Below are 20,275 nucleotides of genomic sequence, written 5' to 3' on the forward strand. Positions count from 1 at the left end.
TGTACGGTCTGATCGACAAGGGGCAGGTCCAGGCAAGGGATACGAGGTGGGCGCGCGATGACTCCCCGCCGCGGCGACGGCCCGGACGCACCGACCTTCACCGAGCAGGCCCGGCGCCGGCAGCTCATCGAGTGCACCATCGATCTGATCTCCACCCGCGGCTACCCCGCCACCTCGCTCTCCGCCATCGCCGAGCGTGCCGGGGTGTCCAAGGCCGCGGTGCTCTACCACTTCACGTCGAAGGACAACCTCACCCGGGCCGCGCTCGACCAGGTGATGACGCAGTTCCGCGGGTATGTCACCGAGCGGCTGGCGCGGGCGGAGGGCCCCCGCGAGGCCGTCGTCGCCTATGTGCGGGCGATGATCGGCTACCAGCAGGCCAACCGCCGCCATGTCCGCGTGATCACCGAGATGCTGCTCGACGACGCGGGAGGCACCCAGCTCAAGACGCCCGGCTCGCATGACACCGGCGGCCGCTGGCAGGCCCTCGCCGACCTCCTGACGGAAGGTCAGAAAGCGGGCGTCCTACGGGAGTTCGACGCCCGTACGGTGGCCCTGGCGATCGGCGGGGCGATCGACGGAGTGATCGCCCACTGGCTCGTCCATCCCGAACTCGACCTGGACGCCGCGGCCGCCGAACTGGAGACCTTCACCCTCAACGCGATCGAGCGCCGGGCCTGACCCCGGCGCGGGCGAACGCCGGGGTCCGCTCGGGCCGGATGCCGAGCCCGCCCAGCGCCCCGGTCACGGTCCGCAGCGCCGGTATCCGCCGCAGCAGCCGCATCGGCACCGGCAGCCGGTCCCCGTCCAGCGTCCCCTCCAGCGCGGCGCGGATCAGCCCGTGCTCGGCCCGCTGCGAGGACTGCACCACGGCCATCGGCAGCTCCCGTCGCCTTTGCACGCGTGCCAGATCGGCGACGGCGACGGTGCCGCGGCGCAGCGGCCCGGCCAGGATCCGGGCGGCCGCGACCGCATCCTGGAGCGCCAGATTCACCCCCACCCCGCCGACCGGCGACATGGTGTGCGCCGCGTCCCCGATGCACAGCAGTCCGGGCCGGTGCCAGCGCCGCAGCCGCCCGAACGTCACCTCCAGCAGCTTGACGTCCGCCCACGAGCCGATCGTGGCGGTGACCGCGGCGTCCCAGCCGAACAGCGCGCCCAGCCGGTCGCGCAGCCACTGGATGTCATGCGCCCCGCGCAGCGCCGCGTCCTGCCCCTTCGCGATCAGATACGAGGTCTGGTAGTACGTGCCGCGGTCCATGGTGACCGCCGCCTGGCCGTCGCCGAAGCGTGCGAAGACCCGGCCGTCCTTCAGGGAGTCGAGGTGGGGGTACCCCCTGCTCGAACGCAGTTGAGAGCTTGGGGGAGCGTCGACCCGTACCTGCCACACGTCCATCGGCACCTCGAAGCGGTCCTGCCGCAGCCCGGCCGCGGCGCGCACCACCGAGTCCCGGCCGTCGCAGGCCACCGTGAGATCCGCGGCCAGCTCACCGGGCCGGCCCTGCGCATCGACGTAGCGCACCCCGCGCACCCGCCCGCCCTCCGTGCGCAGCTCGGTGACCTCGGTGTTCATCCGCAGGGTGAAGGACGGCTCCCGGGCGCCCGCCGCCGCGATCAGGTTCAGGAAGTCCCACTGCGGAACCATCGCGAAGTATTTGTGCCGCCCCGGGATCCGCCGCATATCGGCCATCACCACCGTGGTGTCGCCGATCTGCATCTGCATCTCCTCCAGCTTCGGGAACGGCAACCTCGCGAACTCCTCGCCCAGCCCCAGCTCGTCCAGCAGGCGCAGCGTCGAGGGGTGCACGGTGTCCCCCCGGAAGTCGCGCAGAAAGTCGCCGTGCTTCTCCAGCACGGTCACCTCGACACCGGCCCTGGCCAGCAGCAGCCCCAGCATCATCCCGGCCGGTCCACCGCCCACGATGCAGCACGTCGTGCGGTCCATCCCTTGCCCCCTCGGCACCTACGGCATACGGACATGACGAACGGCGGCCGGACGTGCCATCGGCACGGGCGACTAACCGATCGGTCAGTAACCTAACCGATCGGTTAGTCTCGGGGTGTGCGGGGTCCGCATGTGTGCGTCAGGTCTTTCCGAATCGGACCGCGGCGTTCGCGGCTGCGGCTCACACCGCGGGCGGCCGCTGCTGAAGGACCAGCTCCCGCAGCACGTCCTCCATCGTCACCAGCCCCGCCAGCGTCCCGTCGTCACCGATCACCGCGGCCAGATGGGTACGGGAGCCGCGCATCGCCGTCAGGACGTCGTCCAGCGGGGTCGCGGCCCTGACCCGGGCGATCGGGCGCAGCGCGCCGACCGGGAACGGCAGATCGCGCGGGGTGGCGTCCAGCGCGTCCTTGACGTGCAGATAGCCGAGGATGCGGCTGTCGTCGTCGACGACCGGGAAACGCGAGAACCCGGACCGGGCGGTCAGCCGCTCCAGGTCCTCGGCGGTGACCCCCATCCGCGCGACGACGACCCGGTGCGCGGGCAGCACCACATCGCGCACCGGGCGCCGGCCCAGTTCCAGGGCATCGCGCAGCCGCTCCCGGGCCCGCTCGTCCAGCAGGCCGGCGGCCCGCGAGTCCTCGACCATCTTGGCCAGCTGGTCGTCCGAGAACGTCGCGGCGACCTCGCTGCGGGTCTCCACCCGCATCAGCTTCAGCAGCACATTGGCGAACGCGTTCACCGTGAAGATCACCGGACGCAGCGTGCGGGTCAGCGCCACCAGCGGCGGCCCCAGCACCAGGGCGCTGCGCACCGGCTCGGCCAGCGCGACGTTCTTGGGCACCATCTCGCCGAACAGCATGTGCAGATAGGTGGCCAGGGACAGCGCGATCACGAACGACACCGGGTGCACCAGCGCCTCGGAGATGCCCACGGCGTGGAAGACCGGCTCCAGGATGGAGGCGATGGCCGGTTCGGCGACCGCACCCAGCACCAGCGTGCACAGCGTGATGCCCAGCTGGGCGGCGGCCAGCAGCGCCGAGACGTGCTGGAGCCCCCACAGGACGCTGGTGGCCCGCCGGTCACCGCGTTCGGCATGCGGTTCGATCTGACTGCGGCGCACCGAGATCAACGCGAACTCGGCACCCACGAAGAAGGCGTTGACGACCAGCGTCAGCAGGCCCACGAAGAGCTGGAGGGCGATCACCGGCCGGCCTCCGTCCCCGCACCTCCGCCGCCCGCCAGGGGCGCGTGCAGCAGCACCCGCGCGGCGCGGTGCCCGGAGGCATCGAGCACGTCCATCGTCCAGCCGGCGACCTCGACGGTGTCGCCGCGCACCGGGATGCGGCCCAGCTCGGTCGCGATCAGCCCGGCCAGCGTCTCGTACGGCCCGTCCGGCGGCCGCAGGCCGATCCGCTCCAGCTGGTCGGTGCGGGCGGCGCCGTCGGCCTGGTAGGCGGCGCGGCCCTCGGCGTCGGATCCGGCCGGTGCCAGATCGGGCGTCTCCAGCGGGTCGTGCTCGTCGCGGACCTCGCCCACCACCTCCTCGACGATGTCCTCCAGCGTCGCGACACCGGCCGTGCCCCCGTACTCGTCGATGACCACGGCCATGGTCCGCCGGCCCGACAGCCGGTCCAGCAGCCGGTCCACGGTCAGCGTCTCCGGCACCAGCAGCGGCTCGCGCAGCAGCTCGGCGACCGGCAGGCGGGGGCGGCGCTCCGCCGGGACGGCCAGGACGTCCTTGATGTGCGCGACCCCGACGACGCTGTCCAGGCTGCCGCGGTAGACCGGGAAACGGGACAGCCCCGTCGCCCGGGTCGCATTGGCGACGTCCTCGGCCGTGGACTGCACCTCCAGTGCCATCACCTGCACCCGCGGCGTCATCACGTTCTCCGCGGTCAGCTCGGACAGGGCCAGGCTGCGGACGAACAGCTCGGCGGTGTCCGCCTCCAGCGCGCCCTCCTTGGCCGAATGCCGGGCCAGCGCCACCAGCTCCTGCGGCCCGCGGGCGGAGGCCAGCTCCTCGGCGGGCTCCAGGCCCATCCGGCGCACCATGTGGTTCGCGGCGTTGTTGAGATGCCTGATGAACGGTTTGAACGTCGCGCTGAAGCCGCGCTGAGCGGTGGCGACGTTCTTGGCGATGGCCAGCGGGCTGGAGATCGCCCAGTTCTTCGGCACCAGCTCGCCGATGACCATCAGGGCGACCGTGGAGATCGCCGTACCCAGGACCAGCGCCGCCGACTCGGCGACCGAACGCGCTAGACCGATCGCGGCGAGCGGTCCGGCCAGCAGCGTGGCGATGGCCGGTTTGGAGAGCATGCCGATGACCAGGCCGGTCACCGTGATGCCCAGCTGCGCGCCGGAGAGCTGGAAGGTCAGGCTGCGGACCGCCTTGAGGGCGCTGTCCGCACCGCGCTCGCCGCGCTCGGCCGCACGTTCGAGGTCGCTGCGCTCGACGGTCGTCAGCGAGAACTCGGCCGCGACGAAGACGCCGCAGGCCAGTGTCAGGAGGAACGCCACGCCCAGCAGAAGCAGGTCGGTCATCGGGTCACCTCACGTCCCATGATCGAACAGGATCGGGACGTTCGCCCTCCGTGGCCCGGACCGGCATCCGGAGCGGTCCGGCTCAGTCCCCGTCCGCCAGGTGCTTGACCCACCGGCTCCACTGCGGCTCCGGCGCGTAGCCCGCCGCGCGCCAGGCATGCTGGGCCAGGTCGTTGCGGTCCAGCACCATCGCGTCCCCGCGCCGCCCGCCGAGCGCGACGAAGCGCTCCTCGGCGGCCGCCAGCAGCGCACCGCCGACCCCCTGCCTGCGGTGGCCGGGATGCACGGCCAGCCGGTACAGATGGCAGCGCCAGCCGTCGAACCCGGCGATGACCGTCCCCGCCAGCTCGCCGCCTCGCTCGGCCAGCAGCAGCGACTCGGGGTCGCGGGCCAGCAGGCGCGCCACCCCGTCGGAGTCGTCGCTGATGCTGGTGCCCTCGGCGGCCACCTTCCAGAAGGCCAGTACGGCATCGAGATCGGACGGTGCCGCGGCCCGGATGTGAAGATCACTCATACCGCGATCCCACCACCGGGCCGACGGCGCTGTCGATGCCTTTTCCACGCGCCGGACCGCCGTCCCGTCCCGCTCAGCTGCCCTTCAGCTCCTCCAGCACCGGGGCGAACGCGTCCAGGAACGGCTCCAGGACGGTGATGTAGGAGAACCCGTAGCGCTCGCGCCGCTCGCGCAGCTGCTCGGCCATCTGGGCGGGCGTGCCGATCAGCAGGGTCGGCGAGTCCAGCGCCTGGTCCGCGGTCAGCCCGATGTCCCGCGCGGCGACCTCCCGCGCCGCCGCCCGGCGGTCATCGGTGGGCAGCACCTGCTGGACGAGGATGTTCAGCTCGGCCGGCTCCGGGCGCCCGGCGGCGTACTCGTGGTACCGGGCCACCGAGGCCGCCAGCGCGTCCGGCGGCAGGAGCTCCAGGACTCCCTCCGCCTTGCCCGGCGCCTGCCGGCCGCCGGTGAACGCCGCGATCTGCGCATGACGGGCCGTCAGGCGCAGCATCCGGGGGCCGTTGCCGCCGATCAGCAGCGGCGGACGGGGCTTCTGCGCGGGCTGCGGCGCATACCCGGCATCGCCCAGCAGCCGGTCCAACTCCTCGACGGTGTGCTGGAGATGGTCCACCCGCTGACCGGGCGAGCCCCAGGGCAGCCCGGCCGTTTCGTGCTCGGCGCGGACGTAGCCCGTCCCCAGCCCGAGCTCCAGCCGGCCGCCGGTGAGCGCATCGGCGGACGCCACCTCGCGGGCCAGCAACGCCGGGTTCCAGAAACCCGCGTTGAGGACGAACGTCCCCACCCGCGGCCGCTCGGTCGCCTCCGCCGCGGCGATCAGCGCGGTAAACGGCGCCGGCATGCCCAGATGATCCGGGACGAGCAGGACGTCGTAGCCCAAGTCCTCGGCACGGCGGCATTTCTGACGCCAGGACGCCCCGTCGTCGAGAGCGAACATATTGATACCGAAGCGGAACGGGCGCGGCATGGGACTCCCTTGAGGACGGACGGGCGCGGGCCGAGGCCGCACACCGTGCGGCCGTGATCGTCCGAACGACGCGGCCGCTCCCGGCATTCCCGTCCGGAGCCGGTCCGGCCGCCTTGCCGGTGCTAGCGCCGGGGCGCTAGCGTGAAACCGTGGCGAAGACACAGCTGAACGTTCGTGTGGACGAGGCCACCGCCGACGCGGCGCGGGAGCGCGCCCTCCAGCGGGGAGTGAGTGTGAACCGCTATATCGAGGAACTCGTCCTCAAGGACGCCGGAGAGGTCGGCCAGACCTTCGTCGAGGCGGCCGCCGACTTCATGAAGCAGTACGAGCGCGTCTTCGCCGAGGAATTCGGCCGCGAGCCCGAAACGCTCCCCGGTCCGCCCCCCGGCCCCGAACGACGGCCGTCCCCGTAACCTCCGGGGCATCCTGGGCCTCACCACAGCACGGACGACACGGACATCCCGGGGGCGGACATCACCCTGCGCATCGACCTCGCCTGGCTCCTCCTGATCGCCGAACGCCACACCCCCGGAGACCCCCAGGTCACTGACTGGGGTGCCCTGGTGGCCGCCGTCAGCCGCCACGAGGCGGAGATATTCGGCGTCCCCGTCTATCCCGACCCCCAGGACCGCGCCGCGGCCCTCCTCCAACTCCTCCTCCAGGTACCGGCGTTGGAGCGCTCGAACGCCATGTTCGCCACCGCCGTCGCCTACGGCTACCTCGTCGCCGGCGGCCTGAAGGTCACCATCTCTCCCGAGCAGGTCCGCGACCTCGCCCGGCTCGTCAAGGACGGCACGGCGGACGTCCGCGCCATCGCCGACATCCTCCGCACCTGGACGGAGTGACGGCCCCGCCGCAGGCCGCCTCCTCGGACCGGCCCGACGACCGGCCCGACGACCGGCCCGACGACCGGTCCCAACGGCCCGACGTCAGGACGGCAGGCGCAGCGGTCCCGCGCCCCACAGTTCCGGTGCCAGCCACTCCCGTGCCGCCGTACGGAAGGTCTGCGGCGGCAGGGAGCCGGAGCCCTGCGGAATCACGCCCAGGAGCGGGGCACCCGCGGACTCGGGCAGATCGGTGAGGTTGCAGCGCGCGGCGAGGTCGGGCCGCGCGGGCCAGTCGCCGATGACGACACCGGGGCAGTGGAGGCCGTGCGCCCGCAGGGCCAGGGCGGTCAGGGCGGTGATGTTGAGGGTGCCGAGACCGGCCTGGACGACCACCAGGACGGGGGCCCTGGCCAGGCGGGCGGCGTCGGCGAGGGTGTGGCCTTCGTCGTCGAAGCGGACGAGGAGGCCGCCGGCGCCCTCGACGAGCACCAGGTCGTGCGAGGCGTCCAGCTTGGCGGCGGCCTCGGCGATCTCGGCCGGGCCCACCGCGGGCAGCCCGGCCCGGGAGGCGGCCGTGGCGGGCGCCAACGGCTCGGGAAAGCGGGCGAGTTCGGCCGTGGTGACCGGACCCGCCAGCCGCACGACCTCCGCCGCGTCGCCCGCCTCGTCGGCGCCCACCCCGGTCTGTGCCGGTTTGAGCACCGCCACCGAACGGCCCTCGGCGAGCGCCGCCGCAGCGATCGCGGCCGTGGTCACGGTCTTGCCGATCTCCGTGCCCGTGCCCGTCACGAACAGCACCGACATCTCTCGTTGCTCCCTGGGGTCGATCCGATGGGTCAGGGCCGGACGGACCCTAGCCCTCGCGCGCCGCCGCGCACACCGCGGCGCAGATGCGTGCCACGTCGTCGTCGCCGGTGATGTACGGCGGCATGGTGTAGATCAGATCCCGGAACGGCCGCAGCCAGACGCCCTCCCGGACCGCCGCCCGGGTCGCGGCCGCCATGTCCACCGCATGGTCGAGCTGGACGACGCCGATCGCGCCCAGGACGCGGACGTCCCGCACCCCGGCCACGCCCGCGGCCGCCGCCAGCCCGTCCCGCAGCCCGGTCTCGATCCGTTTGACCTCCTGCGCCCAGGCCTGGGACAGCAGCAGACCGATGGAGGCGTCCGCGACGGCGGTGGCCAGCGGGTTGCCCATGAAGGTGGGGCCGTGCGCCAGAACGGGAAGCTCGCCCTGCGAGATGCCTTCGGCGACCGCGGCCGTGCACAGCGTCGCCGCGAGGGTGAGATAACCGCCGGTCAGGGACTTGCCCAGACACATGACGTCGGGTGCGACGCCGGCGTGCCCGGCCGCGAAGAGTTCGCCCGTACGGCCGAAGCCGGTGGCGATCTCGTCGAAGACGAGCAGGACGTCGTGCGCGTCGCACGCCTCGCGCAGCGCCCGCAGATACGCGGGGGAGTGGAAGGACATTCCGCCCGCGCCCTGGACGACCGGCTCCACGATCACCGCGGCCAGTTCGTCGGCGTGCCGGGCGATCAGATCGTGCAGATGCGTCAGATAGGCCGGATCGGGCGGGGTGTCGAAACCGGGCGGCGGTGCGTCCGCGAAGATCTGCCGCGGCAGCACCCCCTGCCACAGCTCGTGCATACCGCCGTCCGGATCGCAGACCGACATCGGCTGCCAGGTGTCGCCGTGATAGCCGCCCCGCCAGGTCAGCAGCCGCTGTTTGCTCGGCCTGCCCAGCGAGCGCCAGTACTGAAGGCACATCTTGACGGCGACCTCGACCGACACCGAGCCGGAGTCGGCCAGGAAGACATGCTCCAGCGGCTCCGGGGTGAGATCGACGAGCCGTTTGGCCAGGCGTACGGCGGGCTCGTGGGTGAGCCCGCCGAACATCACATGGCTCATCCGCTCCAGCTGGCCCCGCGCGGCGTCGTTGAGCACCGGGTGGTTGTAGCCGTGCACCGCCGACCACCAGGACGACATCCCGTCCACCAGCTCATCGCGCCCCTCGGCGGGGCGGGCCAGCCGCAGCCGGACGCCGGACGCCGACTCCACCAGCAGCGGCTCGGCGCGGCCGGGCATCGGCCCGTACGGATGCCAGACGTGCTGCCGGTCGAGCGCCAGGAGTTCGTCGGGGGTGAGCGCCGCGGCCGGGCCGGGGAGCGGCTCAGGCATTGGGCGGCAGGTCGGTGCCGGCGCCACGGCGGCGTACCGAGACCAGGTCCCGGCGGGTGTCGTCCGAGGGCGGCGCGGGGACGGCCGCCGCGGGAGCCTCCTCGGCCGGGGTCGCCGCCTCGCTGCCCGTACGGTGCTCCGGCAGCGTCGTGGTGTCCGTGCCCTCGACCTCGAACCCGGCGTCCGCGATCATCGCCAGATCGTCCTTGCCGGCCTGGCCCTCACTGGTCAGATAGTCGCCGAGGAAGATGGAGTTGACCAGGTGCAGGGCGAGCGGCTGGAGGCTGCGCAGATGCACCTCGCGGCCGCCGGCGAGCCGTACCTCGACGTCCGGGCAGACGAACCGCACCATCGCCAGGATGCGCAGCGCGCGCTGGGGGGTGAGGTTCCATTCCTCGGCGAGGGGGGTGCCCTCGAAGGGGATCAGGAAGTTGACGGGGACGGAGTCGGGGTCCAGGTCGCGCAGGGCGAAGACCACATCGACCAGGTCGGCGTCGCTCTCGCCCATACCGGCGATCAGGCCGGAGCAGGCGGACATGCCCGCCGCCTGGGCCTGCTGGACGGTCGAGACCCGGTCGGAGAAGTCGTGTGTGGTGCAGATATCGCCGTACGTGGCTTCCGAGGTGTTGAGGTTGTGGTTGTACGCATCTGCCCCCGCGGTGCGCAGCCGTTCGGCCTGGCCGTCGGAGAGCAGACCCAGACAGGCGCACACCTCCACGCCCTCGTTCTGCTCCTTGATGGTGGAGATGGTCTCCGAGACCCGGTCGACGTCCTTGTCCGTCGGCCCGCGCCCACTGGCCACCAGGCAGACCCGCTTGGCACCGCCCGCCACACCGGCGGCCGCCGCCTTGGAGGCGTCATCGGGCTTGAGCCAGGTGTACTTGAGGATCTCGGCCTTCGAGCCCAGCCGCTGCGAGCAGTACGAGCAGTCCTCGGGGCACAGGCCCGACTTGAGGTTGACCAGATAGTTGAGCTTGACCCGCCGCCCGAACCACTGGCGGCGCACCTTTCCGGCCGCGGCCACGACATCGAGCAGCTCGTCATCGGAGGTCGCCAGTACGGCGAGCGCCTCTTCGCGGGTCGGCAACTCGCGCCGCAGTCCCTTGTCCACCAGTGTGTTCAGCAGGTCCATGGCGTTGATCCTGGCCTACGTCACCGCCCCCGGCCAAGGAGGATTCCCACAACGCGCCGCGATCGGGGTGTGTGTATCGCCACACCGTGACCGTGCGGAACGACCGCTAACGTCTATCGACAGCCCACAATCACCTCCCCCTTCGGCTCCACCCACCCCTCCGCCGTCAACCACGCGGAGCCGGCATGCGCGGCCGCGGGACGGGGACGGGAAGACAAGGACGCCGATGCCACAGGAATCAGCCACCGCGCCGCCGCGTGACGCCATCGCACCGGGCCCGGCCGCATCCGTACGCCCGGTGTCCGGCGCGGCCTTCGACTGGATCGACGCGGCGCACGACCACCGCCGACGCGCCGGGCTGGTCCGTACGCTGCGGCCCCGCCCCGCCGCCTCCCCGCTGCTGGACCTGGCCGGCAACGACTATCTGGGGCTGGCCCGCCACCCCGAGGTCACCGACGCCGCCGCCCGCGCCGCCCGGCAGTGGGGCGCGGGCGCGACCGGCTCCCGCCTGGTGACCGGCAGCACCGAACTGCACGCCCAACTGGAGGCCGAACTGGCCGCGTTCTGCGGCTTCGAGGCGGCGCTGGTGCTGTCCTCGGGCTATGCGGCCAACCTCGCCGCCGTCACCGCGCTCACCGACCGCACCACCCTCCTCGTCTCCGACGCGGGCAACCACGCCTCCCTGATCGACGGCTGCCGCCTGTCCCGGGCCCGTACGGAGGTCACCCCGCACGCCGACCCGGCGGCCGTACGCGCCGCACTCGACGGCCACCGGGGGCGGGCGCTGGCCGTGACCGACTCGGTGTTCTCCGTCGACGGCGATGCCGCGCCGCTGGGCGCGCTCGCCGCGGCCTGCCGGGCGCACGGTGCCGCGCTCCTCGTCGACGACGCGCACGGGCTGGGCGTGCTGGGCGACGGCGGACGCGGCGCGGTGGCGGCCGCCGGGCTCGCCGGGGACGCCGACGTGGTGACCACCGTGACGCTCTCCAAGGCGCTCGGCTCCCAGGGCGGCGCGGTCCTCGGCCCGGCCCGGGTCATCGAGCATCTGGTCAACACCGCCCGGTCGTTCATCTTCGACACCGGCCTGGCCCCCGCGGCGGCTGGCGGCGCGCTCGCCGCGCTCCGGCTGCTCCGCCGCGAACCCCAGCGCTCCCGGCGTGCCCGCGAGGTGGCCGCCGCCCTGCACACGCGGCTCACCGCGGCCGGTCTGTCGGCGGTACGGCCGGATGCCGCGGTGGTCTCCGTACAGGCGCCGTCCCCGCAGCAGGCGGTCCGCTGGGCGGCCGACTGCCGCGAGGCCGGGCTCGCGGTCGGCTGCTTCCGGCCGCCGTCCGTCCCGGACGGGATCTCCCGGCTGCGGCTCACCGCCCGGGGAGACCTGACGGACGATCAGGTCGATACGGCGGTGGGCGTGATCATCGCCACCGCACCGGCCGGTTGAGGGAAGCGACGATGCGGCGTCGTCCAAATACCGTCTGACGTTGCAGACTTCACCGCTTTGAGCGAGAGAAATCCGTATATCTCCGCGGATCGGCCCGCAGAACGGCGGCAGGAGTGGCACCCTGGCGCGCACAGCACCAGGCCGAGGCGTACCGGGCACCCGGTGCGGCCCCGGCGGGAAAGGGACGACGTCGCGATGGCCGACCACCAGGAATCCTCACTCACCCTGCCGACCGCCCCGGCCTCCGTGGCCCTCGCCCGCCGCCATGCGCTCAAGGTGCTGGCCGACTGGGGCCTGCCCGACGGCGCCGAGACCGCCGACACCGTCCGGCTGATCGTCTCCGAGCTCGCCACCAACGCCGTCCTGCACACCTTCGGCACGTCCCCGACGTTCACCGTCGCGCTCCGCCTCGACCGCGGGGAACTGCTGCGGGTCGGCGTCACGGACAGCTCTCCGCGCCGGCCCCAGCGGCTGCCCGCCGCCGTCCAGCAGGACAACGGGCGGGGCATGGTCATCATCCGCTCGCTCGCCGCGGAAGCCGGCGGGCGGCTGTCGGTCGTGCCCAGTGAGTGCGGCGGGAAGACCGTCAGCATCGCGATGCCGTGGACGGCCGCCGCCGGGTGAACGACCGCGCGGCCCTCCCGGTGACCGGCCGCCCGGCCCGCCCGCTTCAGGACGCCGGCTTGCGGGCGAACGCGCCGTGCAGCAGGGCGCGCAGGGTGTCCGCGGCCGGGGTGCCGCTGCCGGAGCGGGAGGCCACCGAGATCGTGCGGCGCAGCTCGGGCGGATCCAGCCGGCGCATCCCCAACGGGGTCACCGCCCCGACCGCCATCATCTCTGGCACCACCGCCACCCCCATCCCGGCGCTGACCAGCGCACACACCACCCCGTAGCCCGGGGACTCACAGCGCACCGCCACACTCGCCCCGGCGGCCGCCAGAGCCGCCTCCACCGCCCGCCGGTTGGGATTGGCCGGCGCCATGCTCACCAATGGCTGGCCGGCCAGTTCGCTCAGCGCGAGCCGCCCGGTGCCCGCCGACAGGGCGTGGCCGGGGGCCGTGACCAGCACCAGCTCCTCGGTCAGCAGCGGCTCCAGCCGTACGCCGTCCGGCACCGGCACCGCCTCGCCGGGCACATACTCGTGCGTCAGCGCCAGATCCACCTCGCCCAGCGCCACCGCCGTCATCTCCTGGGGCGGGACGAACTCCGTCACGCTCAGCTCCACATCCGGGTGCGCCCGACGGAACGAGCTGAGCGCGGGCGGCAGCAGATGCGTACCGGCCGTCTCGAACGTGCCCACCCGCAGCCGCCCGCCGGACAGCCCGGTCAGCCGCGCCAGCTCGTGCCGCGCCAGGTCCAGCTCGTCCAGCACCCGCCGCGCCCGTACGAGCAGCAGCTCACCGGCCGCCGTCAGCCGGGCGCCGCGGTGGTGACGCACCAGCAGCGCCGCCCCCGCCTCCCGCTCCAGCTTGGCCAGCTGCTGGGAGAGCGCGGGCGCGGTGTAGCCGAGCCGGTCGGCCGCCCGGGTGATCGAACCGGCCTCCGCCACCGCCACGAGGGCGGCCAGCCGGGTGGGGTCGTACACGGGATCCGCCGCCTCCTCCTGAGCCTCCCGGGCCTTCCGGGACGCACCGGCTCCACCTGCGGAGCCTTAAGAATCCCTTTGGGCTGACCCTCAAGATTCCCAGTACCTATTAAAGGCCCTGAGGAGCGAGGCTGCTCTCATGGACGGACAGCTGATGACTTTCACCGCCGTCGCCGCGGGCATGGTCGCCCTGCCGGGCGCGGACTTCGCGGTCGTGGTGCGCCAGGCCCTGGACTCGCGCCGGGCAGGAGTGGCGGCCGCGCTCGGCGTCGCCGGCGGGCTGCTGGTGCACACCGCGCTGGCGGTGGCCGGACTGGCGGCGGTGCTGGTGGCCGTGCCGACGCTGTTCCAGACCGTCCAACTGCTGGGCGGCGGCTATCTGTTGTATCTGGGCATCCGTTCATTGAGCGCGGCCGCACTGCAGTGGTCCGCAGCGCGCGCGGAGCGGCTCGCCGCTGCGGCGCAGGACGGATCCGCCGGGGAGGCCCGCGCCGGGAACGCACCCGCCCGGGACCTCGCCGCTCAGGGCCCCCGGCCCGGTGCGACGGCCCGCCGGAGCACCGCACACAGCCTGCGCCAGGGCTTTCTCACCAATGCGCTCAATCCCAAGGCCCCCGTTCTCTTCCTCAGTCTGCTCCCGCAGTTCGTCCCGGCGGGACAGCCCCCGCTGCCCCGCACCCTGTTGCTGGCCGCCATCGTCGTCGCCATGGCGGCGGTGTGGTTTCCCGCCGTGGCACTGCTCGTCGACCGCCTCGGCGGCCAACTGCGGCGCCCGCCGGTGGCCCGCGCCCTGGAGGCGGCCACCGGAACGCTGCTGACCGTGCTGGGCGGCGTCCTGCTGGCCGAGCTGGTGCTCGCCTGACAGGTCACCGCGTGGCAGGTCACCGCACCGCAGGTCACCGCGTGGCAGGCCACCTCGCGGCCGGTCACCGCACCGCCGGTCACTGTTCCAACGTACCGGCGGCCACTGACACTCGGCCGCGGACCTCAGCCCACCCGCCCGTACCACACCGCGGAGCTCCAGATCCGCTCCAGCCGCACCACCGCACCCGACTTGGGCGCATGCCAGATCCGGCCGCGGCCCGCGTAGATGCCGACGTGGTACACGCCGCGGGCCGTGTGGAAGAAGACCAGATCGCCGCTTCTGCGCGCCGCGCGGGAGACATGGTTGATGTGGTTGTACTGCGCGGCGGCGGTGCGGGGCAGCATCCTCCCCGCGTGCCTGAACGAGTAGCGGGTCAGCCCCGAGCAGTCGAAGCGGTACGGGCCCTGGGCGCCCCACTGGTAGGGGGAGCCGCGCTTGGAGGCCGCGATCCGCAGGGCCTTGGCGGAGATGGCGGCGGCGTCGGCGTCCTGGGCCGTTCCCGGGCCCAGGGTGGTGCCCGCGACGGTGATCATCGTCAGGGCGGAGACGGTGCCGGCGCGAGCCAGCAGATGCGGCAGATGCCTGCGCACGCTCATGCGCAACCCTTCGTCAGCCGCCTGCGAAGGGGGACCTGTCGGGTTCGGGCAGGCGAAGAATGCCCGGCCGTGCGTACGGCTTCACCCCAAGGAGCGCGTCGGCCCGAAGGCCGCGGCCCCGTCGTGCTCGGTTCCTCCGCTCCTGCCGGTCCATACCGCATCGACCTGACATCCGGACGGCGGCAGGATTGGGCGTCCGTCCGGACCGCCCCGTCGCTGTGGCGGGGTCTTGTCGTGGAGGGATCTTCACGCCCTCGCCGTCCAAAATCCGGCAAGAAATGCGTTGTTACACCACTGTGTGACATTGGTCACATTTGATCCAAAAGGTGGCTTATGGCGGTTTTCCGGGGTGGTCCGTCGCGACCGCCGACGCCAGGACCAGCGGCGACGCGTCGCCTGCCGGACGACGTGCGGGCGTGTTCTGCAAGTTGTCACCCCTTCATCGCGGGCCCGCCTGCTACGCCGTCCGGGCTCGTCGGGCGCGGTCGGTGTCGGATTCAGGGCGCGGACTGCGGCGGTACCGTGACGAGTCCGGCTCGCCGTTCACCGTCCAGGACCAGGAGCGCGCGGGTCAGCGTCGCGGTGTGCAGTTCGCTCTCGCCCCGGCTGTGCATCAGCGCCAGCGCCTCGCGCAGCGCGGCCGCCGAGCGGACCAGTGCCTGGGCCGCGCGCAGCGCGCTGTAAGTGCCGCCGCTGCGCGCCGGATTGATCCGGCCCAGCAGATCGACGACCTCCAGATAACGGTCGATCACCTCGCCCTCGGCTCGCGTCAGCGCGGGCAGCGGCGGCAGTTCCGGTGGCAGCATCCCGGCTCACCGCACGCCGAACGGGGCGGACTGCTGCTTGCGGCCGCGGGTGAGCCCGTCGATCAGGCCGTACTCCTGTGCCGACGGCGCGTCGAAGATCTTGTCGCGCTCGATGTCCGCCGCGATCACCTGCCGCGGCTGACCGGTGTGTTCGGCGAGCAGCTTCTCCAGGGTGCCGCGGGTGCGCAGCAGTTCCGTCGCCTGGATCTCCAGATCGGCGACCTGGCCCTGGACCGGCTCGCTGAGCGACGGCTGGTGGATCAGGATCCGGGCGCCGGGCAGCGCCAGCCGCTTGCCCGGCGTACCGGCGGCCAGCAGCACCGCGGCCGACGAGGCGGCCTGGCCCAGGCACACCGTCTCGATGTCGCAGGAGACGAACCGCATCGTGTCGTAGATCGCGGTCATCGCGGTGAAGGAGCCGCCGGGGGAGTTGATGTAGAGCGAGATGTCCTGCTCCGGGGCGGCGTGTTCGAGGTGGATGAGCTGGGCCATCACGTCGTTGGCGGAGGTGTCGTCGATCGCGGTGCCCAGGAAGATGATCCGCTCGCTCAGCAGCTTGGAGTACGGATCCAGGGTGCGCGTCCCGTTGGTGGTGCGCTCGGTGAATTCCGGCAGGACGTAGCGGGCCGTCGGTCGCAGCATGACCGCTCCTCTCCTCTGTTCTGTAAAAAATGTACAGGACGTACATCCCGTTAGAATGGGAGCATGGCCTACGAAATTCCGGTGACGCAAGCCCGGGCGGAGCTCGCGGATCTGATCAACCGCGTCGTCTACGGCAGCGAGCGGGTGGTCGTCACCCGCCACGGAAAACCCCTGGTCGCGTTGGTTTCCGCCGCTGACCTGCAACTCCTCGAGGAGCTGGGGCGGCGCGAGCAGGACGCTCAGGACGAGCAGGTGATCAGTACGGTGTCCACGGTGCGGCAGCTGCCGTCCGCTGCGGGCGAACGGCGCCGGTTCGGTATCGCGGCAGAACACCGCGACCCGGCCGCCGGGGACCGGCGACCGGGTCGGGAGAGATGACGGTTCGGCGGGCGCCGACCGTACGGGGGAGCGGGTGGCTCAGGAGCTGAGCTGCCAGATGGCGTGTGCGATGGCGTCGGTGTTGATGTCCAGCGCCTTCTCGTCGAGGTTCTTCGAGGTGTCGCAGGACTGGTGGTAGCAGGCGTCGAACGCCTTGCCCGCCTCGCCGCCCCAGTTCTTCGCCTGCTGCTCGGTCTTGATGTAGTCGGCGCCCGAGAAGAGGCCGCCGACCGGGATGCCCGCGTCCTTGAACGAGGCGTGGTCCGACCGGCCGTCGCCCTCGGTCTCCTTCTCGGTAGCGATCTTCTTGGTCGCGAACCAGTCCTTGAAGACCTTCTCCAGGCGGCTGTCGTCGTCGTAGACGAAGTAGCCCGGGTTCGGCGAGCCGATCATGTCGAAGTTCAGATACGAGTCGATCTTCGACTTGTCGGCGCCGAGCTTGTCGACATAGGCGCGCGAGCCGACCATGCCGTCCTCTTCGTCGCCGAACCAGGCGAACCGCAGATGCTTGGCGGGCTTGAGGTGGGAGTTGGCGACCGCGAGGGCGACCTCGAGGATGCCGGCCGAACCGGAGCCGTCGTCGTTGATGCCGGGACCCGCGGGGACCGAGTCCAGATGGGCGCCGGCCATCACGGTCTTGCCCTCGTCGCCGCCCGGCCAGTCGGCGATGACGTTGTAGCCCTTGGCGCCGTTGTTGTCGAACTCCTGGATCCGGGTGGTGAATCCGGCCTTGTCCAGTTTGCCCTTGATGAAGTCGACGGACGCCTTGTATCCCGCCTGCCCGTGGGCGCGGTTGCCGCCGTTGGCGTCGGCGATCGACTGGAGCTGGTCGAGGTCGGCCTTGACGGCCTTGACGTCGATGTCCGGTGCGTCGGCCGGGGCGGGATCGGCGTAGGCGCCGGCCGCGGTGAAGAGCGTGGCGGCGAGGGCGGTGGCGGCGCCCGCGGCCAGCGCGGCCCGGCGTATTCGTACGGAACGAGTCACGTATGGCTCCTGGTGTGGGGGGTTGGAGCGGAGCTGTTGGGTGTTCTGGTGCGCGCAGAGGTGCCACGCGCCGTGGTCTTGACGCGCGCATGCTGGGCGCGCACCTGAGGATTGCGATCACTTTCCGTACGGTCAAGAGCGGATACCGGACAAGGGTGTTCACGGAACGTGCCGCGGTGGTCGCCTAGCCGTCCGTTTTCCGCTCTTTTCCTGGTAATTGCGGGGTGGGGTGCACCCCGGTGTCTCCCGTTGCCGGCAGGTAACGGACGGAAGTGCGGCGTGTTACGACGAGGGTGGGATCGGGTGTCCGGATGCTCCGGTGCGTAACGCCGCTGAAATCACGCCGAACTACGCTCACAGTGCGGAGATGTTGATGGTGAACTGCTGGAAGTCGATTTGCTCCCCCTTTAGTTAATGCGTGGTACATCTAAGCGCGCGGGTATGCCCACGCCCGTGACCTGGGGAAATGCTCCCGGGTGTGAAGACTGTGAGGTGGAACGTATGCAACTGACCCCGCATGAACAAGAACGCTTGATGATTCATGTGGCGGCAGACGTGGCCGAAAAGCGACGGTCCAGAGGACTCAAGCTCAACCACCCCGAATCCCTCGCGCTGCTCACCGTGCACATCCTCGAAGGCGCCCGCGACGGCCGGACGGTCGCCGAGCTGATGTCCTCGGGACGCAAGGTGCTCGGCCGGGACGACGTCATGGAAGGCGTCGCCGAGATGATCCACGACGTGCAGGTCGAAGCCACCTTCCCCGACGGCACCAAGCTCGTCACCGTTCACGAACCCATCAACTGACCCGATAACCGACCCGACTGACCACGGGAGAGCAGACGATGATCCCGGGACAGATCCTCTACGCCGACGAGCCGGTGCGCCTCAACGAAGGCCTCCCCCTCACGCGCATGACCGTCCTCAACGCCGCCGACCGCCCCGTCCAGGTCGGCTCCCACTACCACTTCGCCGAGGCCAACCCCGGCCTCGACTTCGACCGCGCGGCCGCGCACGGTATGCGGCTGAACGTCGCGGCCGGCTCCGCCGTGCGCTTCGAGCCCGGCATACCCACCGAGGTCGAGCTGGTCCCCATCGCGGGCAAGCGGATCGTCGCGGGCCTGCGCGGCGAGACCGGAGGCACCCTCGATGGCTGAGCTGACCCGCCAGGCGTACGCCGATCTCTTCGGCCCCACCGCCGGCGACCGGATCCGGCTCGCCGACACCGACCTGGTCATCGAGATCACCGAGGACCGCTCGGGCGGCCCCGGCAGGGCCGGTGACGAGGCCGTCTTCGGCGGCGGCAAGGTGATCCGCGAATCCATGGGCCAGTCCCGCGCCACCCGCGCCGAAGGCACCCCCGACACCGTGATCACCGGCGTCGTCGTCCTCGACCACTGGGGCATCGTCAAGGCCGACGTCGGCATCCGCGACGGCCGGATCGTCGCACTGGGCAAGGCCGGCAACCCCGACACCATGGACGGCGTCCACCCCGACCTCGTCATCGGCCCCGAGACCGAGATCATCGCCGGTAACGGCAAGATCCTCACGGCCGGTGCCATCGACACCCACGTCCACTTCATCTGTCCCCAGCAGGTGGACGAGGCGCTGGCCTCCGGCGTCACCACCCTCGTCGGCGGCGGCACCGGACCGGCCGAAGGCAGCAAGGCCACCACCATCACCCCCGGCGCCTGGCATGTGGCCCGGATGTTCGAGGCGATGGACTCGCTGCCGGTCAACGTCGGACTGCTCGGCAAGGGCAACACCACCTCCCTCGCCTCGATGCGCGACCAACTGCGCGCCGGCATCCTCGGCTTCAAGATCCACGAGGACTGGGGTGCGACCCCCGCCGTCCTCGACGCCTGCCTGAGTGTCTGCGAGGAGAGCGGCGCCCAGCTCGCGATACACACCGACACCCTGAACGAGGCGGGCTTCCTCGGCGACACCCTCGCCGCCATCGCCGGCCGCTCGATCCACGCCTTCCATGTCGAGGGCGCCGGCGGCGGCCACGCCCCCGACATGATCGCGATGGTCTCCGAGGCGAACGTCCTGCCCGCGTCCACCAACCCCACGCGGCCGCACACCGTCAACACCGTCGAGGAGCACCTCGACATGCTGATGGTCTGCCACCACCTCAACCCCGCCGTGCCCGAGGACCTCGCCTTCGCCGAGTCCCGGATCCGGCCCTCCACCATCGCCGCCGAGGACATCCTGCACGACCTCGGCGCCATCTCGATCATGTCCTCCGACGCCCAGGCCATGGGCCGCATCGGCGAGGTCGTGCTGCGTACCTGGCAGACCGCCCACGTCATGAAGCGGCGCCGCGGCTCCCTGGCCGGCGACGGCAGCGCGGACAACCACCGCGCCCGCCGCTATGTCGCGAAGTACACCATCAACGCGGCCCTCGCCCAGGGCATCGACCATGTCGTCGGCTCCGTCGAAGCGGGCAAGCTCGCCGACCTCGTCCTGTGGGACCCGGCGTTCTTCGGCGTCAAACCGCAACTGGTCATCAAGGGCGGCCAGATCGCCTATGCGCAGATGGGCGATGCCAACGCGTCCATCCCCACCCCGCAGCCGGTGCTGCCCCGCCCGATGTTCGGCGCCACCGGCAGGGCCCCCGGCAGCAACTCCGTCAACTTCGTCTCCCCGCAGGCCCTCGAGGACGATCTCCCCGAGCGCCTGCCGCTGGCCAAGCGCTACGAAGCCATCCGCTCCACCCGCGGCGTCACCAAGGCGGACATGCGCAACAACGACGCGCTGCCCCGGGTCCAGGTCGACCCCGACACCTTCACGGTGACCATCGACGGCGAGGTGGTCGAACCCGACCCCGCCGTCGAACTCCCCATGGCCCAGCGGTACTTCCTCTTCTGAGCGGA

The 20,275-nt window shown here is 71.9% G+C and carries 23 protein-coding genes; 10 read left to right on the plus strand and 13 right to left on the minus strand.

What is annotated here, in order from left to right:
* The first annotated feature begins 57 nt into the window (after nt 1–57).
* On the plus strand, nt 58–681 hold the full coding sequence (locus B1H19_RS36680; protein ID WP_083109165.1) for a TetR/AcrR family transcriptional regulator: 624 nt from the start codon (nt 58–60) through the stop codon (nt 679–681).
* On the opposite strand, the gene B1H19_RS36685 is transcribed toward B1H19_RS36680, so the two are convergent.
* The 5 genes from B1H19_RS36685 to B1H19_RS36705 all read right to left on the minus strand — a co-directional run bounded on the left by B1H19_RS36685 (nt 656) and on the right by B1H19_RS36705 (nt 5,967).
* Nucleotides 656–1,945: an FAD-dependent oxidoreductase gene (locus B1H19_RS36685; RefSeq protein WP_083109166.1), complete on the minus strand. Its 1,290-nt coding sequence runs from the start codon at nt 1,943–1,945 to the stop codon at nt 656–658. The genes B1H19_RS36680 and B1H19_RS36685 overlap by 26 nt on opposite strands.
* A 181-nt stretch (nt 1,946–2,126) precedes the next feature.
* Nucleotides 2,127–3,152 (minus strand): hemolysin family protein, encoded by a 1,026-nt coding sequence (locus tag B1H19_RS36690; protein WP_083109167.1) that lies wholly within the window; start codon nt 3,150–3,152, stop codon nt 2,127–2,129.
* Entirely contained in the window at nt 3,149–4,489 is a 1,341-nt protein-coding gene (locus tag B1H19_RS36695; protein ID WP_083109168.1) for a hemolysin family protein, read from the minus strand. Before B1H19_RS36695 ends, B1H19_RS36690 begins: the two co-directional genes overlap by 4 nt.
* An 82-nt stretch (nt 4,490–4,571) precedes the next feature.
* Nucleotides 4,572–5,003 carry a GNAT family N-acetyltransferase gene (locus tag B1H19_RS36700; RefSeq protein WP_083109169.1) on the minus strand — a complete coding sequence of 144 codons (432 nt, stop codon included), beginning with the start codon at nt 5,001–5,003 and terminating at the stop codon, nt 4,572–4,574.
* A 73-nt stretch (nt 5,004–5,076) separates the two neighbouring features.
* The gene (locus tag B1H19_RS36705) at nt 5,077–5,967 is read right to left on the minus strand and encodes an LLM class F420-dependent oxidoreductase (protein ID WP_083109170.1); all 891 of its coding nucleotides are present in this window, start codon (nt 5,965–5,967) and stop codon (nt 5,077–5,079) included.
* Nucleotides 5,968–6,116: 149 nt separating this feature from the next.
* Here B1H19_RS36705 and B1H19_RS36710 point away from each other — a divergent pair, with 149 nt between their 5' ends.
* Together B1H19_RS36710 and B1H19_RS36715 are read left to right on the plus strand one after the other, a co-directional pair.
* A complete protein-coding gene (locus tag B1H19_RS36710) occupies nt 6,117–6,380 on the plus strand; it encodes a hypothetical protein (RefSeq protein WP_083109171.1) in 264 nt (87 codons plus the stop codon).
* A 60-nt stretch (nt 6,381–6,440) separates the two neighbouring features.
* The gene (locus B1H19_RS36715) at nt 6,441–6,812 is read left to right on the plus strand and encodes a fic family toxin-antitoxin system, toxin component (protein ID WP_083109172.1); all 372 of its coding nucleotides are present in this window, start codon (nt 6,441–6,443) and stop codon (nt 6,810–6,812) included.
* 84 nt (nt 6,813–6,896) lie between these two features.
* Here the strand turns inward: B1H19_RS36715 and bioD are convergent, their stop codons facing one another.
* The 3 genes from bioD to bioB are packed head-to-tail and all read right to left on the minus strand — an operon-like array spanning nt 6,897 to nt 10,105.
* On the minus strand, nt 6,897–7,598 hold the full coding sequence (bioD, locus tag B1H19_RS36720) for a dethiobiotin synthase (protein ID WP_083109173.1): 702 nt from the start codon (nt 7,596–7,598) through the stop codon (nt 6,897–6,899).
* A 49-nt stretch (nt 7,599–7,647) separates the two neighbouring features.
* Nucleotides 7,648–8,973, minus strand: coding sequence for an adenosylmethionine--8-amino-7-oxononanoate transaminase (locus B1H19_RS36725; protein WP_083109174.1), 1,326 nt, complete (start codon nt 8,971–8,973; stop codon nt 7,648–7,650).
* Nucleotides 8,966–10,105: a biotin synthase BioB gene (bioB, locus tag B1H19_RS36730; protein ID WP_083109175.1), complete on the minus strand. Its 1,140-nt coding sequence runs from the start codon at nt 10,103–10,105 to the stop codon at nt 8,966–8,968. The genes B1H19_RS36725 and bioB overlap by 8 nt, the downstream gene beginning before the upstream one ends.
* Before the next feature lie 226 nt (nt 10,106–10,331).
* On the opposite strand from bioB, the gene B1H19_RS36735 reads away from it, so the two are divergent.
* Both B1H19_RS36735 and B1H19_RS36740 read left to right on the plus strand, forming a co-directional pair.
* Nucleotides 10,332–11,546 (plus strand): 8-amino-7-oxononanoate synthase, encoded by a 1,215-nt coding sequence (locus tag B1H19_RS36735; protein WP_083109176.1) that lies wholly within the window; start codon nt 10,332–10,334, stop codon nt 11,544–11,546.
* Between the two features lie 195 nt (nt 11,547–11,741).
* Nucleotides 11,742–12,170, plus strand: coding sequence for an ATP-binding protein (locus tag B1H19_RS36740; protein ID WP_083109177.1), 429 nt, complete (start codon nt 11,742–11,744; stop codon nt 12,168–12,170).
* A 46-nt stretch (nt 12,171–12,216) separates the two neighbouring features.
* Here the strand turns inward: B1H19_RS36740 and B1H19_RS36745 are convergent, their stop codons facing one another.
* The gene (locus B1H19_RS36745) at nt 12,217–13,131 is read right to left on the minus strand and encodes a LysR family transcriptional regulator (RefSeq protein WP_083109178.1); all 915 of its coding nucleotides are present in this window, start codon (nt 13,129–13,131) and stop codon (nt 12,217–12,219) included.
* 139 nt (nt 13,132–13,270) lie between these two features.
* Between B1H19_RS36745 and B1H19_RS36750 the strand changes: the two genes are divergently transcribed.
* Nucleotides 13,271–13,993, plus strand: coding sequence for a LysE family translocator (locus tag B1H19_RS36750; RefSeq protein ID WP_083109179.1), 723 nt, complete (start codon nt 13,271–13,273; stop codon nt 13,991–13,993).
* Between the two features lie 125 nt (nt 13,994–14,118).
* Here B1H19_RS36750 and B1H19_RS36755 read toward each other — a convergent pair whose 3' ends face one another.
* The 3 genes from B1H19_RS36755 to B1H19_RS36765 form a co-directional block, all read right to left on the minus strand.
* Nucleotides 14,119–14,592, minus strand: coding sequence for a C40 family peptidase (locus B1H19_RS36755; protein WP_083109180.1), 474 nt, complete (start codon nt 14,590–14,592; stop codon nt 14,119–14,121).
* A gap of 497 nt (nt 14,593–15,089) precedes the next feature.
* Nucleotides 15,090–15,398, minus strand: a complete 309-nt coding sequence (locus B1H19_RS36760) for a hypothetical protein (RefSeq protein ID WP_083109181.1) — start codon at nt 15,396–15,398, stop codon at nt 15,090–15,092.
* Nucleotides 15,399–15,404: 6 nt separating this feature from the next.
* Nucleotides 15,405–16,040 (minus strand): ATP-dependent Clp protease proteolytic subunit, encoded by a 636-nt coding sequence (locus B1H19_RS36765; protein ID WP_083109182.1) that lies wholly within the window; start codon nt 16,038–16,040, stop codon nt 15,405–15,407.
* 63 nt (nt 16,041–16,103) lie between these two features.
* On the opposite strand from B1H19_RS36765, the gene B1H19_RS36770 reads away from it, so the two are divergent.
* The gene (locus B1H19_RS36770) at nt 16,104–16,418 is read left to right on the plus strand and encodes a type II toxin-antitoxin system Phd/YefM family antitoxin (RefSeq protein ID WP_083109183.1); all 315 of its coding nucleotides are present in this window, start codon (nt 16,104–16,106) and stop codon (nt 16,416–16,418) included.
* Between the two features lie 39 nt (nt 16,419–16,457).
* On the opposite strand, the gene B1H19_RS36775 is transcribed toward B1H19_RS36770, so the two are convergent.
* Nucleotides 16,458–17,402, minus strand: a complete 945-nt coding sequence (locus B1H19_RS36775) for a M28 family metallopeptidase (protein WP_083109184.1) — start codon at nt 17,400–17,402, stop codon at nt 16,458–16,460.
* A 501-nt stretch (nt 17,403–17,903) separates the two neighbouring features.
* Here B1H19_RS36775 and B1H19_RS36780 point away from each other — a divergent pair.
* From B1H19_RS36780 to B1H19_RS36790, 3 genes are read left to right on the plus strand one after another with little or no spacing between them, the layout of a single operon-like run.
* Nucleotides 17,904–18,206, plus strand: a complete 303-nt coding sequence (locus tag B1H19_RS36780) for an urease subunit gamma (RefSeq protein WP_083109185.1) — start codon at nt 17,904–17,906, stop codon at nt 18,204–18,206.
* Between the two features lie 38 nt (nt 18,207–18,244).
* Complete coding sequence (locus B1H19_RS36785) at nt 18,245–18,556, plus strand: urease subunit beta (RefSeq protein ID WP_030064635.1); 312 nt, start codon at nt 18,245–18,247, stop codon at nt 18,554–18,556.
* Entirely contained in the window at nt 18,549–20,270 is a 1,722-nt protein-coding gene (locus tag B1H19_RS36790; protein WP_083109186.1) for an urease subunit alpha, read from the plus strand. Before B1H19_RS36785 ends, B1H19_RS36790 begins: the two co-directional genes overlap by 8 nt.
* Nucleotides 20,271–20,275 lie beyond the last annotated feature (5 nt).

This window comes from Streptomyces gilvosporeus, assembly GCF_002082195.1.
In the GTDB taxonomy this organism is placed as follows: Bacteria; Actinomycetota; Actinomycetes; order Streptomycetales; family Streptomycetaceae; genus Streptomyces; species Streptomyces gilvosporeus.

Bases quoted from the DNA above. Each gene is read 5' to 3' on its own strand.
- B1H19_RS36735 (WP_083109176.1), top strand. From the start codon at position 10,332: ATGCCACAGGAATCAGCCACCGCGCCGCCGCGTGACGCCATCGCACCG.
- B1H19_RS36685 (WP_083109166.1), bottom strand. From the start codon at position 1,945: ATGGACCGCACGACGTGCTGCATCGTGGGCGGTGGACCGGCCGGGATG.
- B1H19_RS36760 (WP_083109181.1), bottom strand. From the start codon at position 15,398: ATGCTGCCACCGGAACTGCCGCCGCTGCCCGCGCTGACGCGAGCCGAG.
- B1H19_RS36770 (WP_083109183.1), top strand. From the start codon at position 16,104: ATGGCCTACGAAATTCCGGTGACGCAAGCCCGGGCGGAGCTCGCGGAT.
- B1H19_RS36765 (WP_083109182.1), bottom strand. From the start codon at position 16,040: ATGCTGCGACCGACGGCCCGCTACGTCCTGCCGGAATTCACCGAGCGC.
- B1H19_RS36790 (WP_083109186.1), top strand. From the start codon at position 18,549: ATGGCTGAGCTGACCCGCCAGGCGTACGCCGATCTCTTCGGCCCCACC.
- B1H19_RS36780 (WP_083109185.1), top strand. From the start codon at position 17,904: ATGCAACTGACCCCGCATGAACAAGAACGCTTGATGATTCATGTGGCG.
- B1H19_RS36700 (WP_083109169.1), bottom strand. From the start codon at position 5,003: ATGAGTGATCTTCACATCCGGGCCGCGGCACCGTCCGATCTCGATGCC.
- B1H19_RS36695 (WP_083109168.1), bottom strand. From the start codon at position 4,489: ATGACCGACCTGCTTCTGCTGGGCGTGGCGTTCCTCCTGACACTGGCC.
- B1H19_RS36680 (WP_083109165.1), top strand. From the start codon at position 58: ATGACTCCCCGCCGCGGCGACGGCCCGGACGCACCGACCTTCACCGAG.
- B1H19_RS36740 (WP_083109177.1), top strand. From the start codon at position 11,742: ATGGCCGACCACCAGGAATCCTCACTCACCCTGCCGACCGCCCCGGCC.
- B1H19_RS36725 (WP_083109174.1), bottom strand. From the start codon at position 8,973: ATGCCTGAGCCGCTCCCCGGCCCGGCCGCGGCGCTCACCCCCGACGAA.
- B1H19_RS36785 (WP_030064635.1), top strand. From the start codon at position 18,245: ATGATCCCGGGACAGATCCTCTACGCCGACGAGCCGGTGCGCCTCAAC.
- B1H19_RS36705 (WP_083109170.1), bottom strand. From the start codon at position 5,967: ATGCCGCGCCCGTTCCGCTTCGGTATCAATATGTTCGCTCTCGACGAC.
- bioB (WP_083109175.1), bottom strand. From the start codon at position 10,105: ATGGACCTGCTGAACACACTGGTGGACAAGGGACTGCGGCGCGAGTTG.
- B1H19_RS36755 (WP_083109180.1), bottom strand. From the start codon at position 14,592: ATGAGCGTGCGCAGGCATCTGCCGCATCTGCTGGCTCGCGCCGGCACC.
- bioD (WP_083109173.1), bottom strand. From the start codon at position 7,598: ATGTCGGTGCTGTTCGTGACGGGCACGGGCACGGAGATCGGCAAGACC.
- B1H19_RS36750 (WP_083109179.1), top strand. From the start codon at position 13,271: ATGGACGGACAGCTGATGACTTTCACCGCCGTCGCCGCGGGCATGGTC.